29 protein-coding genes are annotated in these 24,710 nt (G+C 65.3%); 10 read left to right on the top strand and 19 right to left on the bottom strand.

All coding sequences use genetic code 11. The features are described 5' to 3' along the window. The first annotated feature begins 105 nt into the window (after positions 1 to 105). Both ACQR07_RS30235 and ACQR07_RS30230 read left to right on the top strand, forming a co-directional pair. Positions 106 to 1,140 (top strand): aspartate-semialdehyde dehydrogenase, encoded by a 1,035-nt coding sequence (locus tag ACQR07_RS30235; protein WP_434905723.1) that lies wholly within the window; start codon positions 106 to 108, stop codon positions 1,138 to 1,140. A 278-nt stretch (positions 1,141 to 1,418) separates the two neighbouring features. Beyond that, positions 1,419 to 1,952: a TIGR00645 family protein gene (locus tag ACQR07_RS30230; RefSeq protein WP_434905789.1), complete on the top strand. Its 534-nt coding sequence runs from the start codon at positions 1,419 to 1,421 to the stop codon at positions 1,950 to 1,952. A 72-nt stretch (positions 1,953 to 2,024) separates the two neighbouring features. On the opposite strand, the gene ACQR07_RS30225 is transcribed toward ACQR07_RS30230, so the two are convergent. After that, complete coding sequence (locus ACQR07_RS30225; protein WP_434866484.1) at positions 2,025 to 2,669, bottom strand: carbonic anhydrase; 645 nt, start codon at positions 2,667 to 2,669, stop codon at positions 2,025 to 2,027. Positions 2,670 to 2,770: 101 nt separating this feature from the next. Between ACQR07_RS30225 and ACQR07_RS30220 the strand changes: the two genes are divergently transcribed. Continuing rightward, positions 2,771 to 3,649 carry an HpcH/HpaI aldolase/citrate lyase family protein gene (locus tag ACQR07_RS30220; protein ID WP_434905722.1) on the top strand — a complete coding sequence of 293 codons (879 nt, stop codon included), beginning with the start codon at positions 2,771 to 2,773 and terminating at the stop codon, positions 3,647 to 3,649. A 25-nt stretch (positions 3,650 to 3,674) separates the two neighbouring features. Here the strand turns inward: ACQR07_RS30220 and ACQR07_RS30215 are convergent, their stop codons facing one another. The 5 genes from ACQR07_RS30215 to ACQR07_RS30195 form a co-directional block, all read right to left on the bottom strand. Then, positions 3,675 to 4,046: a c-type cytochrome gene (locus ACQR07_RS30215; protein WP_434905721.1), complete on the bottom strand. Its 372-nt coding sequence runs from the start codon at positions 4,044 to 4,046 to the stop codon at positions 3,675 to 3,677. 36 nt (positions 4,047 to 4,082) lie between these two features. Next, the gene (locus ACQR07_RS30210; protein ID WP_434905720.1) at positions 4,083 to 4,499 is read right to left on the bottom strand and encodes a hypothetical protein; all 417 of its coding nucleotides are present in this window, start codon (positions 4,497 to 4,499) and stop codon (positions 4,083 to 4,085) included. A gap of 99 nt (positions 4,500 to 4,598) precedes the next feature. Further along, positions 4,599 to 5,396, bottom strand: a complete 798-nt coding sequence (locus tag ACQR07_RS30205; protein WP_434905719.1) for a hypothetical protein — start codon at positions 5,394 to 5,396, stop codon at positions 4,599 to 4,601. 84 nt (positions 5,397 to 5,480) lie between these two features. Beyond that, positions 5,481 to 6,083 (bottom strand): 3-isopropylmalate dehydratase small subunit, encoded by a 603-nt coding sequence (gene leuD / locus ACQR07_RS30200; RefSeq protein WP_434905718.1) that lies wholly within the window; start codon positions 6,081 to 6,083, stop codon positions 5,481 to 5,483. Between the two features lie 94 nt (positions 6,084 to 6,177). Then, entirely contained in the window at positions 6,178 to 6,576 is a 399-nt protein-coding gene (locus ACQR07_RS30195) for a metallopeptidase family protein (protein ID WP_434905717.1), read from the bottom strand. Positions 6,577 to 6,719: 143 nt separating this feature from the next. On the opposite strand from ACQR07_RS30195, the gene ACQR07_RS30190 reads away from it, so the two are divergent. From ACQR07_RS30190 to ACQR07_RS30175, 4 genes are all read left to right on the top strand, one after another. Further along, a complete protein-coding gene (locus ACQR07_RS30190) occupies positions 6,720 to 7,031 on the top strand; it encodes a hypothetical protein (RefSeq protein WP_434905788.1) in 312 nt (103 codons plus the stop codon). Between the two features lie 217 nt (positions 7,032 to 7,248). After that, on the top strand, positions 7,249 to 7,485 hold the full coding sequence (locus ACQR07_RS30185) for a hypothetical protein (protein WP_434905716.1): 237 nt from the start codon (positions 7,249 to 7,251) through the stop codon (positions 7,483 to 7,485). Between the two features lie 85 nt (positions 7,486 to 7,570). Then, positions 7,571 to 7,831, top strand: a complete 261-nt coding sequence (locus ACQR07_RS30180; protein WP_434905715.1) for a hypothetical protein — start codon at positions 7,571 to 7,573, stop codon at positions 7,829 to 7,831. 510 nt (positions 7,832 to 8,341) lie between these two features. After that, entirely contained in the window at positions 8,342 to 9,034 is a 693-nt protein-coding gene (locus ACQR07_RS30175; RefSeq protein ID WP_434905714.1) for a hypothetical protein, read from the top strand. A gap of 99 nt (positions 9,035 to 9,133) precedes the next feature. Here ACQR07_RS30175 and ACQR07_RS30170 read toward each other — a convergent pair whose 3' ends face one another. The 9 genes from ACQR07_RS30170 to ffh form a co-directional block, all read right to left on the bottom strand. Continuing rightward, positions 9,134 to 9,349: a hypothetical protein gene (locus ACQR07_RS30170; RefSeq protein ID WP_434905713.1), complete on the bottom strand. Its 216-nt coding sequence runs from the start codon at positions 9,347 to 9,349 to the stop codon at positions 9,134 to 9,136. Positions 9,350 to 9,545: 196 nt separating this feature from the next. Beyond that, on the bottom strand, positions 9,546 to 10,952 hold the full coding sequence (gene leuC, locus ACQR07_RS30165; RefSeq protein ID WP_434905712.1) for a 3-isopropylmalate dehydratase large subunit: 1,407 nt from the start codon (positions 10,950 to 10,952) through the stop codon (positions 9,546 to 9,548). 444 nt (positions 10,953 to 11,396) lie between these two features. Further along, entirely contained in the window at positions 11,397 to 11,780 is a 384-nt protein-coding gene (rplS, locus tag ACQR07_RS30160; RefSeq protein WP_015663536.1) for a 50S ribosomal protein L19, read from the bottom strand. 109 nt (positions 11,781 to 11,889) lie between these two features. After that, positions 11,890 to 12,666, bottom strand: a complete 777-nt coding sequence (gene trmD, locus ACQR07_RS30155) for a tRNA (guanosine(37)-N1)-methyltransferase TrmD (protein WP_434905711.1) — start codon at positions 12,664 to 12,666, stop codon at positions 11,890 to 11,892. Positions 12,667 to 12,776: 110 nt separating this feature from the next. Then, positions 12,777 to 13,496: a TapB family protein gene (locus ACQR07_RS30150; RefSeq protein WP_434905710.1), complete on the bottom strand. Its 720-nt coding sequence runs from the start codon at positions 13,494 to 13,496 to the stop codon at positions 12,777 to 12,779. A gap of 59 nt (positions 13,497 to 13,555) precedes the next feature. Beyond that, on the bottom strand, positions 13,556 to 14,209 hold the full coding sequence (locus tag ACQR07_RS30145; RefSeq protein ID WP_434905709.1) for a hypothetical protein: 654 nt from the start codon (positions 14,207 to 14,209) through the stop codon (positions 13,556 to 13,558). A gap of 239 nt (positions 14,210 to 14,448) precedes the next feature. Beyond that, positions 14,449 to 14,967, bottom strand: coding sequence for a ribosome maturation factor RimM (rimM, locus tag ACQR07_RS30140; protein ID WP_434905708.1), 519 nt, complete (start codon positions 14,965 to 14,967; stop codon positions 14,449 to 14,451). Between the two features lie 128 nt (positions 14,968 to 15,095). Then, complete coding sequence (gene rpsP, locus ACQR07_RS30135; protein WP_015663540.1) at positions 15,096 to 15,428, bottom strand: 30S ribosomal protein S16; 333 nt, start codon at positions 15,426 to 15,428, stop codon at positions 15,096 to 15,098. 170 nt (positions 15,429 to 15,598) lie between these two features. Next, a complete protein-coding gene (gene ffh / locus ACQR07_RS30130; protein WP_434866467.1) occupies positions 15,599 to 17,146 on the bottom strand; it encodes a signal recognition particle protein in 1,548 nt (515 codons plus the stop codon). Positions 17,147 to 17,497: 351 nt separating this feature from the next. Here ffh and ACQR07_RS30125 point away from each other — a divergent pair, with 351 nt between their 5' ends. Then, the gene (locus ACQR07_RS30125; protein WP_434905707.1) at positions 17,498 to 18,490 is read left to right on the top strand and encodes an MBL fold metallo-hydrolase; all 993 of its coding nucleotides are present in this window, start codon (positions 17,498 to 17,500) and stop codon (positions 18,488 to 18,490) included. A 214-nt stretch (positions 18,491 to 18,704) separates the two neighbouring features. On the opposite strand, the gene ACQR07_RS30120 is transcribed toward ACQR07_RS30125, so the two are convergent. Both ACQR07_RS30120 and ACQR07_RS30115 read right to left on the bottom strand, forming a co-directional pair. After that, on the bottom strand, positions 18,705 to 19,418 hold the full coding sequence (locus ACQR07_RS30120) for an SIMPL domain-containing protein (protein ID WP_434905706.1): 714 nt from the start codon (positions 19,416 to 19,418) through the stop codon (positions 18,705 to 18,707). A gap of 5 nt (positions 19,419 to 19,423) precedes the next feature. Further along, positions 19,424 to 20,176, bottom strand: coding sequence for a GyrI-like domain-containing protein (locus ACQR07_RS30115; protein ID WP_434905705.1), 753 nt, complete (start codon positions 20,174 to 20,176; stop codon positions 19,424 to 19,426). A 169-nt stretch (positions 20,177 to 20,345) separates the two neighbouring features. Between ACQR07_RS30115 and dapF the strand changes: the two genes are divergently transcribed. Then, positions 20,346 to 21,215, top strand: coding sequence for a diaminopimelate epimerase (dapF, locus tag ACQR07_RS30110; RefSeq protein ID WP_434905704.1), 870 nt, complete (start codon positions 20,346 to 20,348; stop codon positions 21,213 to 21,215). After that, positions 21,212 to 22,534 carry a tRNA (N(6)-L-threonylcarbamoyladenosine(37)-C(2))-methylthiotransferase MtaB gene (gene mtaB / locus ACQR07_RS30105; protein ID WP_434905703.1) on the top strand — a complete coding sequence of 441 codons (1,323 nt, stop codon included), beginning with the start codon at positions 21,212 to 21,214 and terminating at the stop codon, positions 22,532 to 22,534. The genes dapF and mtaB overlap by 4 nt, the downstream gene beginning before the upstream one ends. Positions 22,535 to 22,673: 139 nt before the next feature. Here the strand turns inward: mtaB and ACQR07_RS30100 are convergent, their stop codons facing one another. Both ACQR07_RS30100 and ACQR07_RS30095 read right to left on the bottom strand, forming a co-directional pair. Continuing rightward, positions 22,674 to 23,564, bottom strand: coding sequence for an SMP-30/gluconolactonase/LRE family protein (locus ACQR07_RS30100; RefSeq protein ID WP_434905702.1), 891 nt, complete (start codon positions 23,562 to 23,564; stop codon positions 22,674 to 22,676). Positions 23,565 to 23,605: 41 nt separating this feature from the next. Further along, positions 23,606 to 24,709, bottom strand: coding sequence for an ABC transporter ATP-binding protein (locus ACQR07_RS30095; protein WP_434905701.1), 1,104 nt, complete (start codon positions 24,707 to 24,709; stop codon positions 23,606 to 23,608). Position 24,710 lies beyond the last annotated feature (1 nt).

Below are 24,710 nucleotides of genomic sequence, written 5' to 3'. Positions count from 1 at the left end.
GACATCGTGGTAACGTTGTGTCAGGGACGTTTCTCGCATAGAAGCGCTGCCGCTTCCGTTTCCGCTGATAAACGCGGTCGGCCATATTTCTTCGGAGAGTGAACGATGGGTTACAAAGTCGCAGTGGTCGGCGCGACCGGCAATGTCGGACGGGAAATGCTCAACATCCTCGATGAGCGCAAATTCCCCGCCGACGAGGTCGTGGCGCTCGCCTCACGCCGCAGCGTCGGCGTCGAGGTGTCCTATGGCGATCGCACGCTGAAGGTCAAAGCGCTCGAGCACTACGATTTTGCCGATGTCGACATCTGCCTGATGTCCGCCGGCGGATCGGTATCGAAGGAATGGTCGCCGAAGATCGGCGCCGCCGGCGCCGTCGTGATCGACAATTCGTCGGCGTGGCGCATGGATCCCGACGTGCCGCTGATCGTGCCGGAGGTGAATGCCGCCGCTGCCGCCGGCTTCACCAAGAAGAACATCATCGCCAACCCGAACTGCTCGACCGCGCAGCTCGTGGTCGCGCTGAAGCCGCTGCACGACAAGGCGCACATCAAGCGCGTCGTGGTCTCGACCTATCAGTCCGTCTCCGGCGCCGGCAAGGATGCGATGGACGAATTGTTCTCGCAGACCAAGGCCGTCTACACCAACGATGAGCTAGTCAACAAGAAATTCCCCAAGCGCATCGCCTTCAACGTCATCCCGCACATCGACGTCTTCATGGAAGACGGCTTCACCAAGGAAGAGTGGAAGATGATGGCGGAGACCAAGAAGATTTTGGACCCGAAGATCAAGCTGACCGCCACCTGCGTGCGCGTGCCAGTGTTCGTCGGCCACTCCGAGGCGGTCAATGTCGAGTTCGAGCAGCCGATCACCGCGGACGAGGCGCGCGAGGTGCTGCGCCGTGCGCCGGGCTGTCTGGTGATCGACAAGCACGAGCCGGGCGGCTACGCGACGCCGTATGAGGCCGCCGGCGAGGACGCGACCTATATCAGCCGCATCCGCGAGGACGCCACGGTCGAGAACGGCCTCGCCTTCTGGTGCGTCTCCGACAATCTGCGCAAGGGCGCGGCGCTGAACGCGATCCAGATCGCCGAAGTGCTGATCAACCGCAAGCTGATCACCGCGAAGAAGAAGGCGGCGTAAGGACCACTGTAAGGGACCACCGGTGCGCTCCCAAGATGGGAACTGAAGTTTTGCATTCGACTGCCTCCACGTCGTCATGGCCGGGACAAGCCCGGGCATGACGGAGTAACTCATCAGTAGGGTTGTTCGTTGGGACAGCCCTGTATCTCGATACGCGATGGCCCTGCCGCAAGCGGGGCGAGGTTTGCAGCCGGCGGGCTGCATGATGTGTAGGACGACAGAGCGGATTCGGGTGGGATCGAAACGTGGCTGACAGCAAACCGACCGAGCCGGCAACGGTGCCGGCGTCCATCTCGGACAAGCACAAACCGTCGGCGATCGAGCGCGGGCTCGAAGGCTTCCTGTTCAGGAGCCGTTGGCTGATGGCGCCGTTCTATGTCGGCCTCGTCGTCAGCCTCGCCGTGCTGTTGTTCAAGTTCGTGCTGCTGCTGTGGGAGAACATCATCCATCTGCCGAGCGCGAAGGAGAGCGACATCATCCTCGGCGTGCTCAGCCTGATCGATGTCTGCCTCACCGGAAATCTCGTGCTGATCGTGGTGTTCTCCGGCTACGAGAACTTCGTCTCGCGCATCGATCCGAACGGCCATCCGGATTGGCCGGAATGGATGACGAAGGTCGACTTCGCCGGGTTGAAGCAGAAACTGCTGGCCTCGATCGTCGCGATCTCGGCGATCCAGCTGTTGAAGGCGTTCATGAACCTCGACGCCGGCTACGACTCGGTCAAGCTCGCGTGGCTGGTCGGCGTGCACATGACCTTCGTGGTGTCGACCCTGATGCTGGCGCTGTCGGATCGATGGTCAGGCGAGCATTGATGGGGGGCGAATAGAGAGTAGCGAATGGCGAATAGGGAATTGAGATCGAATCTACTCGCACCCCCCAATTCGCTACTCGCCAGCGCGCGCGCTCTTGAATTCCTTCGCCACCTTGTCGAGCACGAACAGAGAGCCCTCGGCGACGCCGAAATAGGCGCCGTGGAGCTGCAGGTCGCCGGCCTCGACGCGGCTGCGCACGAACGGGAACGTCATGAGGTTCTCGAGGCTGCGGAACACGGCGGCCTTCTCGATCCGGGTGACGAAGTCCTGAAAGCTCTCGCGGTCGCGCTGCTCGACGACCTCGCCGGGCTTGATGAACATCGACATCCAGCGGCCGATGAAGTCGCCCGGCGACAGCGGCGCCGCCTTGTCGACGAAGGCGCGGATGCCGCCGCATTGGGCATGGCCGAGGATGACGATGTGCTTCACCTTCAGCACCGTGACGGCATATTCCAGCGCCGCCGACACACCGTGGGCGTTGGCATCGGGCTGATAGATCGGCACCAGATTGGCGATGTTCCTGAGCACGAACAATTCGCCGGGGCCGACGTCGAAGATCACCTCCGGCGAGACGCGGGAGTCGCAGCAGCCGATCACCATCACTTCGGGGGATTGGCCACGTTCCGAGAGCTCCAGATAGCGGCTCTGTTCGGTCGGCAGGCGCTGGGTGGTGAAGGCGCGATAGCCCTCGAGCAGACGATGCGGGAACGAGATCATGGGCCTTGCCTAAACACATGCGGCTTCGGGGAACAAGCCTTTCGGCCCGGCGACCGAAATGGTATCGCGGGACGCCTCGATAAACCAAGGGAAACGCCGACATGATCCGCCCGCGCCGCAGTCTTCTGTTCATGCCCGGCTCCAATGCGCGCGCGCTGGAGAAGGGACGGAACCTGCCGGCCGATGGCCTGATCCTCGACCTTGAGGACTCGGTGGCCCCCGACGCCAAGGCGGCGGCGCGCGAGCAGATCGCCAAGGCGGTCGCGGCCGATGGCTACGGCAAGCGGGAACTGCTGATCCGCATCAACAGCCTGGATACGCCGTGGTGGAGCGACGATGTCGCCATGGCCGGACAGGCGGCGACCGACGGCATCCTGGTTCCCAAGGTGTCGACCGTCGAGGATCTCCGTACGGTGACCAACCGTCTCGCCGAGGTCGGCGCCGATCCGGCGCTGAAGGTGTGGGCGATGATCGAGACCGCGCGGTCCGTGCTCGATGCCGACCGGCTCGCCGCGACGGTGCACGAGGCCGGCTCGCGGCTCGCCGGCTTCGTTTTCGGACCGAACGACATCTCGCGCGAGACCCGCATCCGCATGGTGCCGGGACGTTCGACGATGCTGCCGATGATCAGCCATTGCATCCTGGCGACGCGCGCGCATGGGCTGGAGATTCTCGACGGGCCCTACAGCGATTTCGCCAACACCGACGGCTTCACGCAGGAATGCATCCAGGCCCGCGACCTCGGCTTCGACGGCAAGACCCTGATCCATCCCGGTCAGATCGACGCCTGCAACGCGATCTTCACGCCGCCGGCGGCGGAAGTCGCCGAGGCCCGCAAGATCCTCGCCGCGTTCGAGCTGCCGGAAAATGCGTCGCGCGGCGCCATCCAGCTCGACGGCCGCATGGTCGAGCGGCTGCATGCCGAGATGGCCAAGCGCACGATCGCGATCGCGGATGCGATCGCGGCGGTGGCGAAGTAGTTGCGACGGAGGAGGACGCGCCGCGTCAGATCTGCCTGAGGCTGAGGATGTAGTTGACGAGATCGCCGCGCTGCTCCGGCGTCAGGATGACGTTGGGCATGGTCGGGTGGCTGCTCTGCAGGAACACCTTCAGCGACAGCTCGGTCGTCGACGGCATGTTGGCGACGGCGGCGAAATCCGGCGCCGTCCTGGTCTGGTTGCGCGCGCCGCTGGCGTCGATGGCGTGGCAGGGGCTGCACCAGGCTTCCGCCAGCTTGCGGCCGGCCTGCACGCTGTCCGCCGCGGGCGTCGCGCCGCCGGCATAGTGCAGCCGGATCAGCAGCATCGCGGCAAGCGCGAGCAGGATCGCGGCGCCGACATGGAGCCAAGTGTTGCGGTGGAGATTCGGCCGACTCATCGCGTTGCTCCGCTGAATTGGAAGGGCGGACGGCGATCAGTGCTTGACGATGGCGGCACCGAGGCGGTCGATGGTCGGAGCGTTGAGGCAGTATTCCTCATAGTGCTCGCCGGCCTTGCCCGCCGCGAGGTCGCGATGGCAGCGCGGCTTGTCCTTGCACATCGCGCAGACCCGCTCCATGTCGCGCAGCACCAGCGGCTCCGCGCGCGACAGCGCGGCCTCGTCAATGCCGAGCGCCTTGAGCATCAGCGGCAGCTCGTCGGCAGCGTGCTCGCCGTGGCGGACCAGCTCGTCGAGATCCGCCGGCGTGACCTGCAGGTCCATCGCGATGCGGTCGAAATCGTCGCGATCCAGCTGCCGCAGCTCGCTGAGCTCGCGCCGGTGCCGCAGCCATTGCGAGAAGGTGTCGATCAGGAACTGGACCCGAGGATAGGGCTTGGCTTGGGCAGGCATGGCAAGTCTCCGATGATTGCCTGCAATCAAACACCGGCCGGCGAGACGAACGTTGCGGTAGATCAAGCAGCGGAACTGCTCTGCCGGAGGCGCAGGTCGTCAGGCGCCGAACCGCTCGGTGGCCCACGCATAGAGACTGCCCGGGATGGGCGCCTCGCCGCCGCGGCCTTTGGGCGAGATGTGCAGGCCGACGATGCCGGGATCGTTGATCAGGCCGGAGAAGTCGGACGGATCGAAGAACGCCCGGGGCTCGGCGTGGACGGCATAGAAGCTGCGCTTTGGCAGCGCGTGGCGCAGCGAGCCGTGGCGCCGGGCCAGGGCGGTGAGCGCGGCCGGGCCGAAGATGGCGACGCGGATGTCCGACAGGCGGTCGGAGCCGCCGCGCAGCCGTCGCAGCGCAAACGTGACCCGGTGGCGCAGCGACAGCCAGTTCGGCGTCAGCGCGTCCTGCGCCATCAGTGCATCGAACTCGGCGACGATCGGGTCATCCGGCGGCAGGTACAGCACGGAGTTGCCGAGCTGCCGTGGCCGCTCCCAGGCGAAATAAGGCAAGGCGGGATCGAGCTCGACGGGACGCAGCAGCAGCACGTCGGCGTCGAGCCAGAGCCCGGCACGTTGCGCCATCAGCCGCATGCGGAAGAAATCGCTGAACTGCAGTGTGGTCCAGTCGCGCCAGCTGCCGTCCGGCAGCGGCGGCCTGAGACGCTCGGAGAATGCGTAAGGCAGCACGGCCTCGGCGTCGGCATTGCCGACGCCATCGGGCAGGCCGGGCAGCGGATCAAAACTGTAGACCGTGACATTGTGGCCGGCGGCCAGCTGCGAGCGCAGGCAGGTCTGGCGCAGCCGGTCGAGTGGGCCGCGCCAGAACGTCACGACCTCGGGCAAGACGCGCGGCAACGGCGGACCTGTGTTCGGGGTGCTCTCGAAACAAGACCCCGGACGAGGTCCGGGGCCCGCGAACTCTCTGCCGTCAGGCGTGGCTCAAGCCCAGGCGCGCTCGGCGAGCTTGGCCTCGAAGCTGTCGATCGAGGCCTTCTTCTCCAGCGTCAGCCCGATGTCGTCGAGCCCGTTGAGCAGGCAGTGCTTGCGGAACGGGTCGATCTCGAACTTGACGGTGCCGCCGTCGGGGCCGCGGATTTCCTGGGCGGCGAGGTCGATCGTCAAGGTCGCGTTGGCGCCGCGCTCGGCGTCGTCGAACAGCTTGTCGAGATCGGCTTGCGACACGCGGATCGGCAGGATGCCGTTCTTGAAGCAGTTGTTGTAGAAGATGTCGCCGAACGAGGTCGAGATCACGCAGCGGATGCCGAAATCGAGCAGCGCCCAGGGGGCGTGCTCGCGGCTCGAGCCGCAGCCGAAATTGTCGCCGGCGACCAGGATCTTGGAATTGCGATAGGCCGGCTGGTTGAGCACGAAATCCGGGTTCTCGCTGCCGTCATCCTTGTAGCGCTGCTCGGAGAACAGGCCCTTGCCGAGGCCGGTGCGCTTGATGGTCTTCAGGTACTGCTTGGGGATGATCATGTCGGTGTCGACATTGATGATCTTCAGCGGCGCGGCGACGCCTTCCAGCGTGGTGAACTTGTCCATCGGGGAGCACCTTCGAGAGTATCGGGCAGGCCGCTGTTTAGCCCGATTGGGCGTGCGGATAAAGACCAAATCCCCGTATCCGGCCGCCGCCCGGTCAGTCGACGGAGGCCTCGATCGCTTCCATGTCGTCGTCCGACATTCCGAAATGATGCCCGATCTCGTGGATCAGGACATGGCGGACGATATGGCCGAAGCTCTCGTCATGCTCGGCCCAGTAATCGAGGATCGGACGCCGGTAGAGCCAGATCATGTTGGGCAGCCGCGGCAGGTCGTCACCGCTGCGGAACGGCAGCCCGGTGCCCTGGAACAGGCCGAGCAGGTCGAACTCGCTCTCGGCCTGCATCTCGTCGAGCACCTCCTCGGTCGGGAAGTCGTCGACGCGGATGATGACGCCTTCGCACATCTTGCGGAAATGGTCCGGGAGACGCTCGAACATCTCGTGGGCCATGGCTTCCATGTCGGCCAGCGAGGGTGCTTTCAATTCAGTCCACATGGTCGCCTTCTAGCCGGGCTTTGATCATGATGCATCCGGGTCTCGACATGTGTCGCAGTTGCCGTTGACGCCGGGAGTGAAAACGGCGACCGTTCGCCGCGGACGATTTGTTGTGGGGGTCTCGCATGAGACGGATGTCGGTGATGCTGGCCGGAACGGCGCTGGCAGCTTCTGTCATGATCTTGGTTTCGGCGCGCGCGCAGGCCGAACAGGCCGGCGGCGTGCAGTTGCTGACCGTCCAGGGCAACGAGATGACGGATGTCTCGGCGCAGCGGCGTCCGCGGCGTGTTCTGATCTATCCGCGCTATCAGGGACACTGGGAGCCCGATGTCGTGCCGCGCTACAATCCGGGCCCCAATGCTGTCAGGGTCTGCAATGCGGCCTACGTTCAAGAGCATCGGCCGAGCGGCACCGTGATCGTTCCGCATATGAGCTGCCATTGGCGGCGTGGTTGATCCGGCGTTCCCGCCGCAGCATCGGTCACCGGCGCACTTTGTCGCGCGGTGCGGCGGAACCGCGCGCGGCCGTTTGGCATTCTGCTTCCTGCGCAGGTCTTCATGTCCCATTCACGTCACTCGTACGAAACTGATCTGCGTCGCGCTGCTGCGGCTGCCGGTCGACTGATGCGGTCGGGGCATGGTGCTCGACGTGATGCGATGCAAGGAGAAGTACATGACTGTGACGAAGCTGTTGGGCATCGCGGCCATTGGTGCCGTCCTGGCGATGACTGCGCCCGCCGAACGCGCGCAGGCGCTGTCGCTGATCAACCCGGGCGCCGCAACGTCGGTGCAGCAGGGAGCGGCGCAGGAGACGACGCAGGCGCATTGGCACGGCCGTCGCCATTGGCATCCGCGCCGCCACCATTGGCATCCGCGGCGCGCATGGCACCGGCATCACCGTCACTGGTGACCTGCTGCCGTTCAGCCGATGATCGACGTCGAACAGGCCCGCATCGCGGGCCTGTAGCTCGATAGGGCCGGCAATGAGGTCTGCCATGGCGTCGTTCATCCGCAAAGCCTGGCTCGTCATCGGCATCGGTGCCGCGCTGCTCGCAAATTCCGCCGCAACGTCTCCCGCTGGCGCCACCTCGGTCGAGCTGGCAACGAAGTCCACCGCGACGAAGCCCTCCGCGGGCCGACATGGCCGCTGGCGCAAGCCAGCGCAGGCCGTACCACGCTACTGTGGTCGCCCCTTGGACTACGCGCCCGCCTATGCGCCAGGCCCGTTCGTGTTGTTCACGCCATTCTACGAATGATCCTGGCAATGATGGGGCAGCCGTTCGTAGATCGCATGGACGTGGAGTCGGCGGCCAAGGCTGCGGACGAGAAGCACGACCGCCTCGGCGCCGGCTTTGCGATCCCTCGCGATCTCCTGATACGCGGGTGAATCGCCCAGGCGCGAAAATCGCGCTCGTCGGGAAACGACATCAGCACGATCTTGTCGTCGTCCCAGTGCCCTTCGACAGGGTGCCTCATCGGCGGCAAGCAGTCAGCCGTTCAAGTTTCGGAACACGTCGAAGAAGCGCGCCTGATAGCGAACGTAAGCCGCGCGATCCTCATCCTGAGTTGAACGACAACGTAGACACCCACGCGCTCGTCCCTGCCGCGACGCCACGCCGCAGATGCGCGTGAGACGTGCATCATTCATGCCGCATTCACGTCGCTATCTCTACGTTCATGTTGGGGGTGCGCCAATCCACCGATCGGACGAACAGCATCGGCGCTGCATGGGTCCATCGTTGCACAGCATTCAGGGAGAAGGGACCATGATGAGGATGAAGGACCAGCGCGCTGGTCTCGCGCGTCGCCTCGGCTTGGCGGCGGCAACACTGTTTCTGATCGCGGGCGCATCCGGTCGTCCCGCCTCTGCGATGTCGCCGGTCAGTCCCGGTGCTGGACCATCGACACAGACATCTCGTGAGGCTCTCACGATTCAAGTCCGTGGCGGTCATGGCGGAGGCGGCGGTGGACATCACGGCGGCGGCGGTGGCGGGTTCCGCGGCGGTGGCGGTTTCCATGGCGGTGGCGGCTTCCATGGCGGAGGCGGCGGCTTCCATGCCGCTCCCGCCTTCCATGGCGGCGGCGGAATGTTCAGAGGTGGCGGTGGTCCGGCGTTCCACGGCGGCGGAGGTCACGCCTTCGGCGGAGGCGGTCCGCGTCCCGTGTTCCACGGCGGTGGCCCTCGGCCGGTGTTCCATGGCGGCGGCTACCATCATCGTCCGCACTACGTCTATCGTCCCTACTTCCACCATCACCGGCGGCACTTCTACGGCTATCGCAGCTACTACACTCCGACCTACACGACGGGCTATTACTATCCCTATCGCCGCTGCCGCATCGTCTACACCTATTACGGACCGCGCCGCATCTGCCACCACCGGCACTGGCGGGGTCACCACTGGCGTCATCACCACCGGTGGCATCATCGTCACCATCGCCATCACTGGCGCTACTACTGACGACGCAGAGAGCTGCATCGAGACATTGAAGGACGCCCAACGGCGTCCTTCTCTCGTTTTGGCGCAGTGGGTCCTTTTGGCGCTATGACGCCGCGGCGCTCAGCGCCAGTCCTTGAACTGCCAGTTCTTCACGCTCAGCCGCCAGGGCACCAGCGTCTCCAGCCGCCATTCGGCGAAGCGTTGCGGCGGCCAGTTCGACAGCCGGCGCTCCTCCTTCGGTGCCTCGGCCTTGGCGATGATTTTGGCGGGCGGCGTCTTGCGGCGCTGGCGTGTCGCGTCGCGGATGAGGTCGACGTATTCCGGCTTGTTGGCCATGGCAGGCTCCTCGGCCCGTTCCTCCGCAGACGCGATGCGTCCGGTGGTAGGATCGTGCGCCGAGAAGTTTAAGAAGCCCTTGCCTGGCCGCGTCGAGGTTGAGTCGAAATGAAAGCGCGGCGGCTTCGTCCGAAGCCACCGCGCTCGTTCGCAGATCGGTCGCCGTGCAGGCTGGCTGCTGCGGCGAAGTGAGGGCTCAGCGCCAGTCGCGCACGTCGACGAAATGACCGGCGATCGCGGCGGCCGCGGCCATCGCCGGCGACACCAGGTGGGTGCGGCCCTTGAAGCCCTGGCGGCCCTCGAAGTTGCGGTTCGAGGTCGAAGCGCAGCGCTCTTCCGGCGCCAGCTTGTCCGGGTTCATGGCGAGGCACATCGAGCAACCCGGCTCGCGCCATTCGAAGCCGGCCTTGGTGAAGATCTTGTCCAGACCCTCGGCCTCGGCCTGCTCCTTGACGATACCCGAGCCCGGCACGACCATCGCGTTGACATGACCGGACACGGTTTTGCCCTCGGCGATCTTGGCGGCCGCGCGCAGATCCTCGATGCGGCCATTGGTGCAGGAGCCGATGAACACGCGGTCGAGCTTGATGTCGGTGATCTTCGTGCCCGCGGTCAGGCCCATGTATTTCAGCGCGCGATGCTTGGAGATGCGCTTGGCCTCGTCCGCGATCTTGTCGGGATCCGGCACCACGCCGGTGATCGAGATCACGTCCTCGGGCGAGGTGCCCCAGGTGACGATCGGCGGCAGCTTGGCGGCGTCGAGCCGCAGTTCGTGGTCGAAATGCGCGCCCTCGTCGGAGCGCAAGGTCTCCCAATAGCGCATCGCCGCATCCCAGGCTGCGCCCTGCGGCGCCTTGGGACGGCCGCGCAGGAAGTCGTAGGCCTTCTCGTCCGGCGCGACCAGGCCGGCGCGGGCGCCGCCCTCGATCGACATGTTGCAGACGGTCATGCGGCCTTCCATCGACAGCGCGCGGATCGCCTCGCCGGCATATTCCAGCACGTAGCCGGTGCCGCCAGCGGTGCCGATCTCGCCGATGATGGCGAGGATGATGTCCTTGCCCGTCACGCCGTCCGGCAGCTTGCCGTCGACGGTGACGCGCATGTTCTTCGCCTTCTTCTGGATCAGCGTCTGCGTCGCCAGCACGTGCTCGACCTCTGACGTGCCGATGCCGTGCGCCAGCGCGCCGAACGCGCCATGCGTCGAGGTGTGGCTGTCACCGCAGACGATTGTGGTGCCGGGCAGCGTAAAACCCTGCTCCGGGCCGATGACGTGGACGATGCCCTGGCGGCGATCGAACTCGTTGTAATATTCGACGCCGAACTCCTTGGCGTTCTCGGCCAGCGCCTTGATCTGCTCGATACTCTCCGGATCCGGGTTCGGCTTGGAGCGATCGGTGGTCGGCACGTTGTGATCGACGACGGCCAGCGTCTTCTCCGGCGCATGCACCTTACGCCCCGTGGCGCGCAGGCCTTCGAACGCTTGCGGCGAGGTCACCTCGTGGACCAGATGGCGGTCGATGTAGAGCAGGCAGGTGCCATCCTCGGCTTCGTGCACCAGATGGTCGTTCCAGATCTTGTCGTACAGTGTGGTCGGTTTCGACATGAGCGAATGCTCCCGGAAATTTAAGGTTTGAAACAGGACGCGTGACGGGCACGCGTGAACAGGCAGAGAGGCGCTGCGGCTTACAGCGCGCGCCTAAGCTCGGATGTCGCTGAGGTTGCGAACCGTCCGAAGAACCGCCCGGGCAGCCGGCTATGATCGTCGATGACGACGCGGCGGCAGGCCATGCTGGTGCGATCTAGAACCATTTCAGGCAGATATATAGCACGCGGACCGGGGAGTGCGAGATGCGTTTCTCTCCGGGCGTCATTGCGAGGAGCCAACGGGTCCGCGCGCAGCGCGGCCCGATAACAGGCTCTGCGACGAAGCAATCCAGAGTCCTTGCTCGGCCGTGGATTGCTTCGCTTCGCTCGCAATGACGGTGCTGCCCAAAACAAAAAAGCGCGGGCCAGCCCGCGCTTTTCGTCAATCCAATGGGAGCAACGATTACTCGTTGACCGCGGTCTGCTGGCGGTCCTGCTTCTCGACGATGCGGGCCGACTTGCCGCGCAGCTGGCGCAGGTAATACAGCTTGGCACGACGCACCTTGCCGCGGCGCACGACCTTGATCGAGTCGATCATCGGGGACAGGATCGGGAACACGCGCTCCACGCCCTCGCCGTAGGAGATCTTGCGGACGGTGAAGCTCTCATTGATGCCGCCGCCGGAACGACCGATGCAGACACCTTCATAGGCCTGCACGCGGGTGCGCTCGCCTTCGACCACCTTCACGTTCACGATCACGGTGTCGCCCGGGCCGAACTCCGGAATGGTCTTGTTGGCGGACAGCTTGTCGAACTGCTCTTTTTCGAGCTGCTGAATCAGGTTCACGGGTAAATCTCCATCGGCGGCGCGCCCAGCCGGGTCACGCGGGGGCTGCGCTTGTTCCTGCCGTCACTTGCGGAATTGGGCGCTCCTATAAGGCAAAGCGGAAGGCTTGTCACCCGTCTGTCGTGTTTTTTGGCGCTTTTTGGCCGGTCCTGCTTTGTTCCCTGGGCTGACGCGCGTGCCAATCGGCCCACAAATCGGGCCTTCGCGATTCAGTCAGGGCCTCCGCCTGCGCCTGACGCCACGCCGCGACCTTGGCGTGATCGCCTGATGTGAGCACATCCGGAATGGTACGGCCCTCGAACGACTGCGGCCGGGTGTATTGCGGGTACTCCAGTAGGCCGTCGGAAAAGCTCTCATCGGTGCCCGATTCGAGCTTACCCATCACGCCCGGCAGCAGCCGCACGCAGGCATCGATCAGCACCAGCGCGGCGATCTCGCCGCCCGACAGCACGTAGTCGCCGATCGAGACCTCGATCAGCTCGCGGGCGTCGATGACGCGCTGGTCGATGCCCTCGAAGCGGCCGCAGACGATCAGCGGCCCCGGGCCCGCGGCGAGCTCACGGACGAACGCCTGGGTCAATGGCCGACCACGCGGGCTCATCAGCAGCTTCGGCCGTTCCAGCGCGATCGTCGCAGCGTCGATCGCCGCGGCCAGCACGTCCGCGCGCAGCACCATGCCGGGGCCACCGCCGGCCGGCGTGTCATCGACGCTGCGGTGCTTGTCGGTGGCCGAGGCCCTGATGTCCCGGGTTTCCAACGCCCAGATGCCGGAGGCCAGCGCCCGTCCGGCCAGGCTGACGCCGAGCGGCCCGGGAAACATCTCGGGAAACAAGCTCAGTATGGTGGCGCGCCAGGGCGCGGCGGACGGTGGAGGCGAAACGGTCATGACGGTCTGTTAAGGCATGGAGGCGGTGAGATCGAGCCTCCATCCGACGTCGCCGCATCGTTTCGCGCTTGCCACCGGCGTCGCCGCCGTGCGCTTGACGTCTGGCGCGATCAGCTCCCCCCTGCCTTTCGGCCGTAATCGACCAACTCGATGCTTTCCTGGGTCTTGAGGTGCTTGTCGACCCGGGTGACCTGCAATTTCTTGACCCAGTGATCGATCGATGGGGCGTACCACGTCTGAACCGTGGTCTCGTTGACGCCGACGGTCGGGTTGGCAAGGCGCGATGTATAGCTGGTCTCGATCTTGTACGTCTCGAACGTGCCGGCCTTGGTCGTCACTGTCTCCTGCGCGACGACTTTCGATGTGCCGCTTCGCTTCAGGACGATGTGATTGTCTGCGTTCTTGTCCTCGGACTTGAATGTCCAGCCGGCGCCGACCTTCAGCGGCGCCTTGATGCCCTGGCCGTCGTTCGGATTGAACGTCCAGGGTGAGGTGCTCTTCAAGTTCCAGGATCGATCATACAACCGCAGTGCGTTCCTCGTCGTTCCGACGAGCGAAAAACGAACGGCGATCTCGGTGGCATTGACCTCGGTCACGACCTCTTCGCGCGAATCCAGCAGCTTGCCGGTGATCTCATCGTGCACCTCCCAGGTCCAATGGTCCCCCGCTCGTGGCTCTTCCATGGATGCTGGTCGGGCCTGCTCCGGCTTTCCCTGTCCGGAAGCTGCGGGCGTTGCCGCTTGTTGTGCAGCCGCGCTGCCCGCCCATAGTCCCAACAACCCAATCAGCGCGTAACGCATCTCAAAGTCCCCCTCGGTCCAGATGCTCATCGTAGGTCATCGAGATTCATGCCGGATCCCAGCGTGCAGCTCGAATTTGGAATCCGTCATCAATCACGGCGGCCATATTCGACCAGCTCCGCAGAGCTCTTCTCGCGCAGCTTGCCGTCGATGCGCGTTTCGCCCATGCGCTTGACCCAATGGTTGACCGCGGTCGAATACCAAGTCAGTTGCACCACCTCGAGCTTCTTGGTCGGATCGTTGCTGTTCTGCAGATGAATAGTGGTCTGGATCTTGAGGACGTCGAACGTTCCGGCGCGTGTCGTGATGCTCTCCTGGCCGAGCACCTTCGAGGTCCCGGATCGCTTCCACATTGCGCCGGCCGAGGAATTGACCTCGGTCGATTTGAGCGCCCAAGTCTTGTTTGGCGCCAGCGGATTGGCGACGCCCGAGCCGTCGTTCGGGGTGTAGCGCCAGACTCCGTTGTTCTTCAGATTCCAAGCGCGGTCGAAGGTCAGGAAGCTCGTGTTGTTATTTCCAAGAGCGGTGACACGGATGCTGATTTCCGTGGCCGTGACGTCTGTGATCGTCTGCACGATGGTCGATTTGAAGTCGCCGGTGATCTCGTCACGGATGTCATAGGTCCAATGGTCGCCGACGAGAGGTTCCTCCTGACTCTCCGTCGACTTCGTTGAGTCGGCGGGAGTAGCCTGGGCTGTCGGCGGATCATTGGGTTGGGCGGAAGCGATCTGTGCACTTCCCATGAGCCCAGCGACGGCAAGAACCACCCAGCGTGACATGCGTCCCCCAAAAAACAACTATAAGTTGAATACCGAAGCAGCGAAAGTTCCACATCAGTGGAACTACCGGTGCGTCAATGTATGTCTCATTGCAAGGGGATATTTCCAGGATCGGCGGCCTGGAGCCGGGAAAAGCCGTGAGCGATGCTGGGTTGCTACTCGTCGTGCATTAGTCGCACGACGGGCCGGGCCGCGAAGCTGATTTAGCGCTCGCGCTCCTCACCCTCGATTTCCGGCGGCAGCTCGATGATCACGCGGCCGCCATTTAGATCGACCGTCGGCACCACAGCATTCGTGAAGGGCAGCATCAGCGTGCTGCCGGAGGGCGGAGCGATCTCGATGATGTCGCCGGCGCCGAAATTGTGGATGGCGAGCACGCGACCGAGTGGCGCGCCTGCGGTGGTTTCCGCGGCGAGGCCGATCAGGTCGGCGTGATAGTATTCATCGTCATCGGTCTCGGGCAGGCGGTCGCGCGGCACATAGAGCTCGAGCCCATTGAGCCGCTCGGCGGCATTGCGATCCGTGACGCCCTTGATGCTCGCGACCAGGTGGTCCTTCGCCTCGCGCGCCTTGGCGACTTCGAACGATCGGCTGCCGTCCTTGGTCGTGAGGGGGCCGTAATGCAGCACGGCCAGCGGATCCTCGGTGAAGGTCCATAAGCGAACCTCGCCGCGCACGCCGTGCGCGGCGCCGATCTTGGCGACGCAGATGAGCTTGGACATCAGGAGGCCTCGTCCTTCGAGACGCGCGCCGTGGCGCGCTCCTCAGGACGAGGAGCCAGATCCTCATGCTGAGGAGCACGGCGTGAGCCGTGCGTCTCGAAGCATGAGGCCACGATCGTCAAAGGACGTTAGCCCTTGGCGGCGGCTTCGGCCTGCGCCTTGCGCTCCTTGCGCGGCACGGCCTTGATCGGGTTCTGGCGGGCTTCGCGCTTCTTGACGCCGGCAGCATCGAGGAAGCGGGCGACGCGGTCGGACGGCTGGGCGCCCTTGGCGAGCCAAGCCTTCACCTTCTCCATGTCGAGCTTGAGGCGCGCCTCGTTGTCCTTCGGCATCAGCGGATTGAAGTGGCCGAGACGCTCGATGAAGCGGCCGTCACGCGGGAAGCGCGAGTCGGCGACGACGACGTGATAGACCGGGCGCTTCTTGGTGCCGGCACGGGCGAGACGAATGACGACGGACATGAAAGTTCTCCTGAGTGTCGATTGAAGGGTTTGGTGTCAGCTAAGCCGTCATTCCGGGGCACCGCGCAGCGTGAGCCCGGAATCCATACGCACGATCGTGGTTATGGATTCCGGGCTCGCGCTGCGCGCGCCCCGGAATGACGAATGGAGAGAGGAGCGGGTCATCCTCATTATTTCTTCTTCCCCGGAGGCAGCCCGAGGCCCGGCAGCGTCGGCTTGCCGCTCAAACCGGTGAGGCCGGGGAGGTTCGGGAGTCCGCCGCGCAGGCCGGCAGGGAGATCCTTGGGCAAATTCGGCAGGCCGCCGGGCATGCCGCCCGGCATCTTCTCGGCGAGCGCTTTGAGCTGGTCCGGCGAGGGCATGCCGCCACCGCCGCCAAAGCCCATCGCCTGGGCGATGCCGGCGAGCGGGCCGCGCTTGCCGGAGCCCATGGCCTTCATCACGTCAGCCATGTTCCGGTGCATCTTGAGCAGCTTGTTGACGTGCTCGACGCTCTGGCCTGAGCCGGCGGCGATCCGCTTCTTGCGGCTCGCCTTCAGCAGGTCGGGATGCTTGCGCTCGTCGCGGGTCATCGAATCGATGATCGCGACCTGGCGCTTGAGGATCTTGTCGTCGATCCCGGCCGCCGCGATCTGATTCTTCATCTTGGAGATGCCGGGCATCATGCCCATCAAGCCGCTGATGCCGCCCATCTGCGACATCTGCAACAGCTGCTCGCGCATGTCGTTGAGGTCGAACTGACCCTTGCGCATCTTCTCGGCGGCGCGCGCGGCCTTCTCGGCGTCGATGTTCGCCGCGGCCTTCTCGACCAGCGAGACGATGTCGCCCATGCCGAGGATGCGGCCGGCGATACGCGAGGGATAGAAGTCTTCCAGCGCGTCGGTCTTTTCGCCGGTGCCGAGCAGCTTGATCGGCTTGCCGGTGACCGCACGCATCGACAGCGCGGCACCGCCGCGGCCGTCGCCGTCGATACGGGTCAGCGCGATGCCGGTGAGGCCGACGCGCTGGTCGAACGAGCGGGCGAGATTGACGGCGTCCTGGCCGGTCAGGGAGTCCGCGACCAGCAGCACCTCGTGCGGGTTGGCGACCGCCTTGATCTCGGCGGCCTCCTTCATCATGTCCTCGTCGAGCGTGGTGCGGCCGGCAGTGTCGAGCAGCACGACGTCATAGCCGCCGAGCTTGGCGGCCTCGATGGCGCGGCGCGCGATCTGCGGCGGCATCTGGCCGGCGACGATCGGCAGCGTCGGGATGTCCAGGTCGCGGCCGAGCACCGCGAGCTGCTCCATGGCGGCCGGACGATAGACGTCGAGCGAGGCCATCAGCACCTTGCGCTTGTCGCGCTGGACCATGCGGCGGGCGAGCTTGGCCGTCGTGGTGGTCTTACCGGAGCCCTGCAGGCCGACCATCATGATCGGCACTGGCGGCACGGCGTTGAGGTCGATGGTCTGGCCGTCGTCGCCGAGCGTCTTGACCAGCTCGTCATGGACGATCTTGACGACCATCTGGCCGGGGGTGACCGACTTGACGACGGTGGCGCCGATCGCCTGCTCGCGCACGCGCTCGGTGAAGCTGCGGACAACCTCCAGCGCGACGTCGGCCTCGAGCAGCGCCCGGCGGACCTCGCGCATCGCGGCGTCGACATCGGCTTCCGAGAGCGAACCGCGCCCCGTCAGCCGATCGAGAATGCCGCCAAGCCTTTCCGACAGATTGTCGAACAATGCCGTATCCTTTGCCCTTGTCGGGCGCTCGCTTCATTGCCGCCCGTCATCGCCGCGTGCTGCGGCCCATGACGACCATATAGGCCTCGGCATATCGGCCGAAACCGTCAGTCCAAACACGTTTGCGCCCGAGGGCGCACAGCGCTGTCGGGCGGTGACCTCCGGCCTCCAGGGCCGGGCGGTGGCTCGAAAAGACGAAACTTTCCGAATTTCGGCCGGGTTAAACCCCCCGCAGCCGAAAAAGTCAAGGAAACTTGCTTGCCGACGTCCCGTTGCCGGACCCTGTGGGGCCGCTTACCTCTTGCGCCAGTTCAGCTTTCCCGTGTCAGCTTTCCCTTCGCGAGGACGACCTTGCTGCGCCGCTCCAGGACCTATTCCGGCCCCGTCACCGACCATTTCGACGGCAAGCGTTTCTACGATCCCGACGGCGCTCCGCCCAAACCGCTCTCCCAGGTGCTGCGCTGGCAGTTCGACCGCAACGGCAAGCGTTCCCGCTGGCCGTCCTGGGCGCCGAGCCCGCATGCCGACACGCCGCCGCACCGGATCGACGGCGAGACGGTGCGGCTGTCCTTTATCGGCCATGCCAGCTGGCTGGTCCAGACCGGCGGGCTCAACATCCTGATCGATCCCGTGTGGTCGGAGCGGGTGTCGCCGCTGTCCTTCGCCGGCCCGCGGCGCCACAACGATCCCGGCATCGCCTTCGAAGCCCTGCCGCATATCGACGTCGTGCTGGTCTCGCACGGGCACTACGACCATCTGGACATCCGCACGCTGTCGAAGCTGACCGCGCGTTTTTCACCGCGCGTGGTGACGCCGCTCGGCAACGACCTCACGATGACCGACGCCGACGCCAAGATCCGCGCCGAGGCCTATGATTGGCACGATCGCGTGACGCTGAATGAGGAGGTCGCGGTGACGCTGGTGCCGACGCGGCACTGGACGGCGCGCGGCATCTTCGATCGCAACAAGGCGCTGTGGGCGAGCTTCGTGCTGGAGACGCCGCGCGGCAAGCTCTACATCGTCTGCGATTCCGGCTATGGCACGGGTGCGCATTTCCGCCGCGTGGCCGAGCTGCACGCGCCGCTGCGGCTCGCGATCCTGCCGATCGGCGCCTACGAACCGCGCTGGTTCATGCGCGACCAGCACATGAATCCCGAGGATGCCGTGCAGGCGCTGCAGGATTGCGGCGCCGAGACTGCGTTGGCTCATCACCACGGCACGTTCCAGCTGACGGACGAGGCGATCGATGCGCCGGTGCACGCGCTGCACGCCGCGCTCGATTCCGCCGGCATCCCGCGCGAGCGGTTCGGCGTGCTGAAGCCGGGTCAGGTGGTGGAGATTTAAGCAGGCTGCCGCAACAACAACGGTGTCGTCCCGGCCTTGAGCCGGGACCCATAACCACCGAATACAGTTTTGCGAAGGCTGGCAGCTCCATCTCGCGCAACAACATCGGCTGCGGAGTATGGGTCCCGGCTCAAGGCCGGGACGACACTGAGTTTGTAGTCGCGCTGTCGGCTCATATCCGCTTGCGAATGCGCCGAACTCGAACAAGTGAGCCTTACTGCGGCGGCTTGATCGCCCAGGTCACGCTGACCGTGATCGACAGCGTCTCCTCGCCCTGTGCTACGGGTGTCGGCGCTCCGGCGGCCATCGGTGCCGCAAAGGTCTTGGCGCGGAACACCGGCGTCGGCGCGCCGTCCTCGGCGATGTTGAGCGGCTGGCCGAGCGTGACGCCGGCGGCCTTGGCGTAGATCTCGGCCTTCCGGCGGGCGTCGGCGACGGCCTTCTCGCGCGCCTGGTCGAGCAGCTTCGACGGCTCGGCGACGCTGAAGAAGACGTTTCCGACATCGTTGGCGCCGGCGCCGACCACGGTGTCGATCACGTTCGCGACCTTGGCGACGTCGTGGACCTTGATGGTGACGCGGTTGCTGGCGCGATAGCCGGTGACGCTCGCCTGGCCCGGCCGGTTCGGCGCGTACTGCGGCTGCAACGAGAGCCGCGAGGTCTGAATGTCCTTGTCGGCGATCCCGGCCGTCTTCAGCGCCTGCAGCACCTTGGCCATCGCGCCGTTGTTGGCCTCAGCGGCCTCGCGCGCGGTCTTTGCATCCGACGCCACGCCGGCATCAATCTGCGCCAGATCCGGCGGCGCCTGCACGCTGCCTTCGCCGCTGACCGTGATCGCGGGCGTGTCCTGCCGTGCGATGTCGTCAGCGAGCGCCGGCACGGCGGCCGACGCCGCGAGCGCGGCTAACAAGATCGATCTAATGATCATGGGTCTCACTTCAGCGGCACGTAGACGTTGATGACGAGCTTGTCCTCGGCGGTCTTCAACGGATCGGTCAGGTACTCCTCGATGAAGGTGTCCTTGGCCTCCAGCCGGCGCTCGTCGAGATGGTTGGTGATCGCCTCGTAGGTGTTGTCCATGTTGTCGTAGGAGCCGCGATGCACGAACTTCAGCGCCTTGCCCTCAGGCGACTGGCCGATGCTCATGCCCTTGCCGAGCGTCTTCGGCTCCTGCTCGACCGGAATCTCGGCGAAGAAGGTGAAGCCGTTGTCGTCGGTCGAGGTGTAGACGATCATGCCGTTGCCGGCGGGCTTGACGCCCTGCTTGTCCAGCGTGGCCGACAGCGCCTTGAACGAGTCGATCAGCGTGTCGAAGGCGTTGTCCCAATTCGCGGTGCCCTTGACGAGCACGACCTTCTTGGCTTCGAGCTTGATCTCGTCGCCAAAGGCGTCAGCGCTCTGGGCAGGCGTCGTGGCCGCTGGAGCCTGGGCTGCGCTCGGCGATGACGAGGGCGATGGGCTCGCACTGGCGGCCGGCGTCGGACTGCCGCTGGGCGCCGGGCTGGCGGATGCCGCCGGCGCGGGCGAGGCGGCCGGCGCCGGGATGGCGCTCGGGGCCGGGGCGGGCGAGGCTGAAACCGCCGGAGCCGGGGAGGCGGACGGCGCCTGCGCCCGGGCGATCGGACCGCCCAGCGCCAGCGCGACCGAGCTCACGGCCAGAACGAGGCGGAAAGTGCTAAGATTCATTCGACTATTCTCCAGTGGCCGTGCTGGTTTGCCCGGTTCGTGCCGGCGAATGTCCGGTCCTAACATGCCCGGCGGCGCGGCGTCCCATGACAGATGCGTCATGTCCCGCTGCGGACTGGTCAAGGCCACGCCCATGGCCATATAAAGCGGACACAATTTGGATATTTTGATGAGCGCGCTCGCCAACCACAGCTTCGCCAAAATGAACGGCATCGGCAACGAGATTGTCGTGCTGGACCTGCGCGACGTGAAGCATGTCGTCACGCCCGACGAGGCGCGCGCGGTTGCATCGCGTGTTCCCTACGACCAGCTGATGGTGCTGCAGCCGCCGCGGCTGTCCGGCACCGAGGCGTTCATCCGCATCTACAACAATGACGGGTCGGAGTCGGGCGCCTGCGGCAACGGCATGCGCTGCGTCGTTCGCCAGGTGTTCGAGAGGACCGGGCAGGCCAGCGCCACGTTCGAGACGCGGGCCGGCCTGCTGAACTGCTGGCAGGGGCCGGCGCCGGATCTCTACACGGTCGACATGGGCGTGCCGAAGTTCGGCTGGCAGGACATTCCGCTGGCGGAGGAGTTCCGCGACACCCGCTACATCGAGCTGCAGATCGGCCCGATCGACGCGCCGATCCTGCATTCGCCGTCGGTCGTCAGCATGGGCAATCCGCACGCGGTGTTCTGGGTCGACAACGACGTCAATTCCTATGACCTCGAGCGCTTCGGGCCGCTCCTGGAAAACCATCCGATATTTCCGGAGCGCGCCAACATCACGCTGGCCCAGATCGTCGATCGCGACCACATCACGATGCGGACCTGGGAACGCGGCGCGGGGCTGACCAGGGCCTGCGGCTCGGCCGCCTGCGCCACGGCTGTCGCTGCCGCCCGGCTGAAGCGTGCCAACCGTCTCGTCCACATGACGCTGCCCGGCGGCGAGCTGACCATCGAATGGCGCGAGCGCGACGATCACGTGCTGATGACGGGCACGGCGACCTTCGAGTTCGAGGGACGGTTCGCGCCAGAGCTGTTCGCCAGCGTCGCATGACCGTCGATGTCGTCACCTTCGGCTGCCGGCTCAACGCGTTCGAATCCGAACTGATCGCGCGCCACGCCGAGGCGGCGGGCGCGGACGACACCATCGTCATCAACAGCTGCGCCGTCACCAACGAGGCCGTGGCGCAGGCGCGGCAGTCGATCCGCAAGCTGAAGCGCGAGCGCCCCGCGGCGCGCATTGTCGTCACCGGCTGCGCGGCGCAAACGCAGGCCGGCATGTTCGCCGCCATGCACGAGGTCGATCGCGTGATCGGCAATGATGACAAGCTGCGGCCCGACGCGTGGCGTGCGATCGCGCAGGCGCTGGCGGCGCCGCGCTTCGGCATCGACGCGTCCGAGAAGGTCGCCGTCTCCGACATCATGGCCATCAAGGACATGGCACCGCATCTCGTCGACGGTTTCCAGCACGGCTTGCCGCGCGTGTTCGTGCAGGTGCAGAACGGCTGCGATCATCGCTGCACGTTCTGCATCATTCCGTTCGGCCGCGGCAATTCGCGCTCGGTCCCGATGGGCGCCGTCGTCGATCAGATGCGGACACTCGCTGAGCGTGGCCATGCCGAGATCGTGCTGACCGGCGTCGATCTCACGAGCTATGGTGCCGATCTGCCGGGTACGCCGAAGCTCGGCCGGCTGGTGAAGCAGATCCTGCGCCACGTGCCCGAGTTGAAACGCTTGCGCATCTCCTCGATCGACTCGATCGAGGCCGATGCCGACCTGCTCGACGCGCTGGCCGAGGACGCCAGGCTGATGCCGCATCTGCATCTGTCGCTGCAGGCCGGCGATGACCTGATTTTGAAGCGCATGAAGCGGCGGCATGCGCGCGCCGATGCGATCGCGTTTTGTCATCAGGTGCGGCGGTTGCGGCCGGACATCGCGCTGGGCGCCGATCTGATCGCGGGCTTTCCGACCGAGACCGAGGAGATGTTTGCGCGCTCGCTCGATCTCGTCGAGGCATGCGGCCTGACTTTCCTGCACGTGTTTCCCTATTCGCCGCGCCCGGGCACGCCGGCCGCGCGCATGCCGCAGGTGGATGGCGTCGTCATTCGCGACCGCGCGCGACGGCTGCGGGCTGTCGGCGAGGCGGCGTTGCAGCGGCGGTTGGATCGGGAGATCGGCTGTGAGCGCCAGGTGCTGATCGAGAGCGCGACGCAGGGGCGGACGGAGCACTATTTGCCGGTGGCCGTCAGCGGTGCTGAGCCCGGCACTGTTCAGCGGCTCACGATCGCGGGGAATGATGGGTCGAAGCTCTTAGTCAAGGACTCCGTCATGCCCGGGCTTGACCCGGGCATCCACGCTGCCTCCAACAACTAAGACGTGGATGGCCGGGACAAGCCCGGCCATGACGCGTGGAGGGGGATGGGCTTCGCTCCACATTCCATCCGCGCCGCCGCAACCGCCTGTAGGCGCATTGGCGCCGGCTCCACCACCTGCACTGCCGCCCGCGAAGCCGTCAGGCAAATTTCGGCAGGTGCAGCGGCAGGCCGTCGCAGGGCACATCGAGCTCTTCGACCTGCCCCTTGCCGACCTCGGTCACGCGCAGCTTCTTGCCTGTCAGGGTGAAGGCGCAATTCGTCGGCTGCGGGCCATCCAGCGTCAGCCGTTCGGCCACACGACCCTGCTTGTCGAGCACCGTGACGTTCTTCTGATTATAGACCGTGCAATAGAGTCGCCCGTCCGTGCCGAACGCCATCCCGTCCGGACCTTTGAAATCGGGATTTGAATCGGGTTGCAGCACATTGCCGAAGACGACGCGCTCTGGCGCCGTCTGGCCGAGGACGTCGTATTGATAGATCTCGCCGGTGAAGGAGGCGTTGGCGTACAGCCGATCGTCGGGACCGAAGGCGATGCCGTTGGTGAAGCGGATCTTGCGATCGATCACGCGCAGCACCTTCATCGCCGATGGTTCGATCTCATAGACGCGACCATCCCAATCCAGGTCCATATAGCCGTCGACGAAGGCCTGGCCATTGATGAAGTCCTTCGCGGCCATGCCCGAGTCGGTCATATAGAGCAGTCCGTTGGGACCGAAGCAGAGGTCGTTCGGAAACAGGAATCGATCCGCACCTTCGCCGTGCATGCGTCGGATCTCGTTTCCGTCAGCGTCGATGCAGATCAGCGCCTGCAGGCCGGCTTCGGCAATCCAGATCCTGCCGTGGCCATCGGTCGTCAATCCGTTCGGGCGCCCGCTGGTAGTCCGGATCACCCGGCGGTGGCCGCCAGCGTCGATCCGCGTGACGCACAGCGTCGATGCCGACATCTCGGTGACATACATCGATCCGTCCGGCAGGCAAACCGGACCTTCCGGTGCCCCGATCCCCGTCGCAAAATGTCTCGCTGCCATTGTTTCCTCCCTGCTCTCTGTGTCGCTCAGGCCGTCCACTTCTACGCGATGACCAGGCCGCTCGCCGGGTCGATCAGGACGAGGCGGTTGAGGTCGATTGTGAGCTCGATCTGCTCGCCGTGCCGTCCAACGTCATGTGCTTGCAGTTCGGCCACCGCATCTACGCCGCCGACCTTGATGGTGGTGAAGGTGCGGGTGCCTGTGGGCTGAATCAGGTCGGTGACCGTGGAATAGCGGACCACACCATCGCGAAGCGGAGCGCCGGTGGCCCGGCCGAAATGCTGCGGCCGGATGCCGGCGAGTACCTGCTGCCCATTTGCCGAGCGAAGCGACGTGACCTTCGCGGGAGGGAGCGGCAGAGACTCTCCCGACTGGAACACGACCGTGACGTCGTTGCCCTCGACTCGCAGGGTCGCCGGTATGAGGTTGATGGACGGTGAGCCGAGAAAGCGCGCCACGAAGCTGGTGCGCGGTTGTTCGAACAGCTCGATCGGGGCGCCCTGCTGTTCGATCTGCCCATCGCGCAGCAACACGATCCGGTCCGCGAGCGTCATCGCCTCGACCTGGTCGTGCGTCACGTAGATCATCGTGGTCGTGATTTCCTGGTGCAGACGCTTGATCTCGGTGCGCATCTCGTCGCGCAATTGCGCGTCGAGATTGGAGAGCGGTTCGTCGAACAGGAACAGGCTTGCCTTGCGAACGATGGCGCGCCCGATCGCGACGCGCTGGCGTTGTCCGCCGGAGAGCTGCCGCGGGTAACGGCCGAGAAGATTGCCGATGCCGAGCATCTCGGCGGCCTCGTTGACCCGCTTTCTGACTTCGAGCTCGGGGGTCTTCCGCGCGCGCAGGCCGAAGGCGATGTTCTCGTTGACGGTCAGATACGGATAGAGCGCGTAGTTCTGGAACACCATGGCGATGTTGCGCTCGCGCGGGCGCAGGTCGTTGACCACGGCGCCGCCGATCATGATCGTTCCGTCGTCCGGATCTTCGAGGCCGGCGATCGTGCGCAGGAGCGTGCTCTTGCCGCAACCCGAAGGTCCCACCAGAACGGCGAACTCGCCGTCCGCAATGGTCAGATCGAGCCCTCGTACCGCGTGTACATTGCCGTAATATTTGTGCACGCCGGATAGCTTGACGTCCGCCACT

The organism is Bradyrhizobium sp. HKCCYLS20291 (assembly GCF_051167715.1).
GTDB lineage: Bacteria > Pseudomonadota > Alphaproteobacteria > Rhizobiales > Xanthobacteraceae > Bradyrhizobium.
This window is presented reverse-complemented; position numbering and strand designations above follow the sequence as displayed.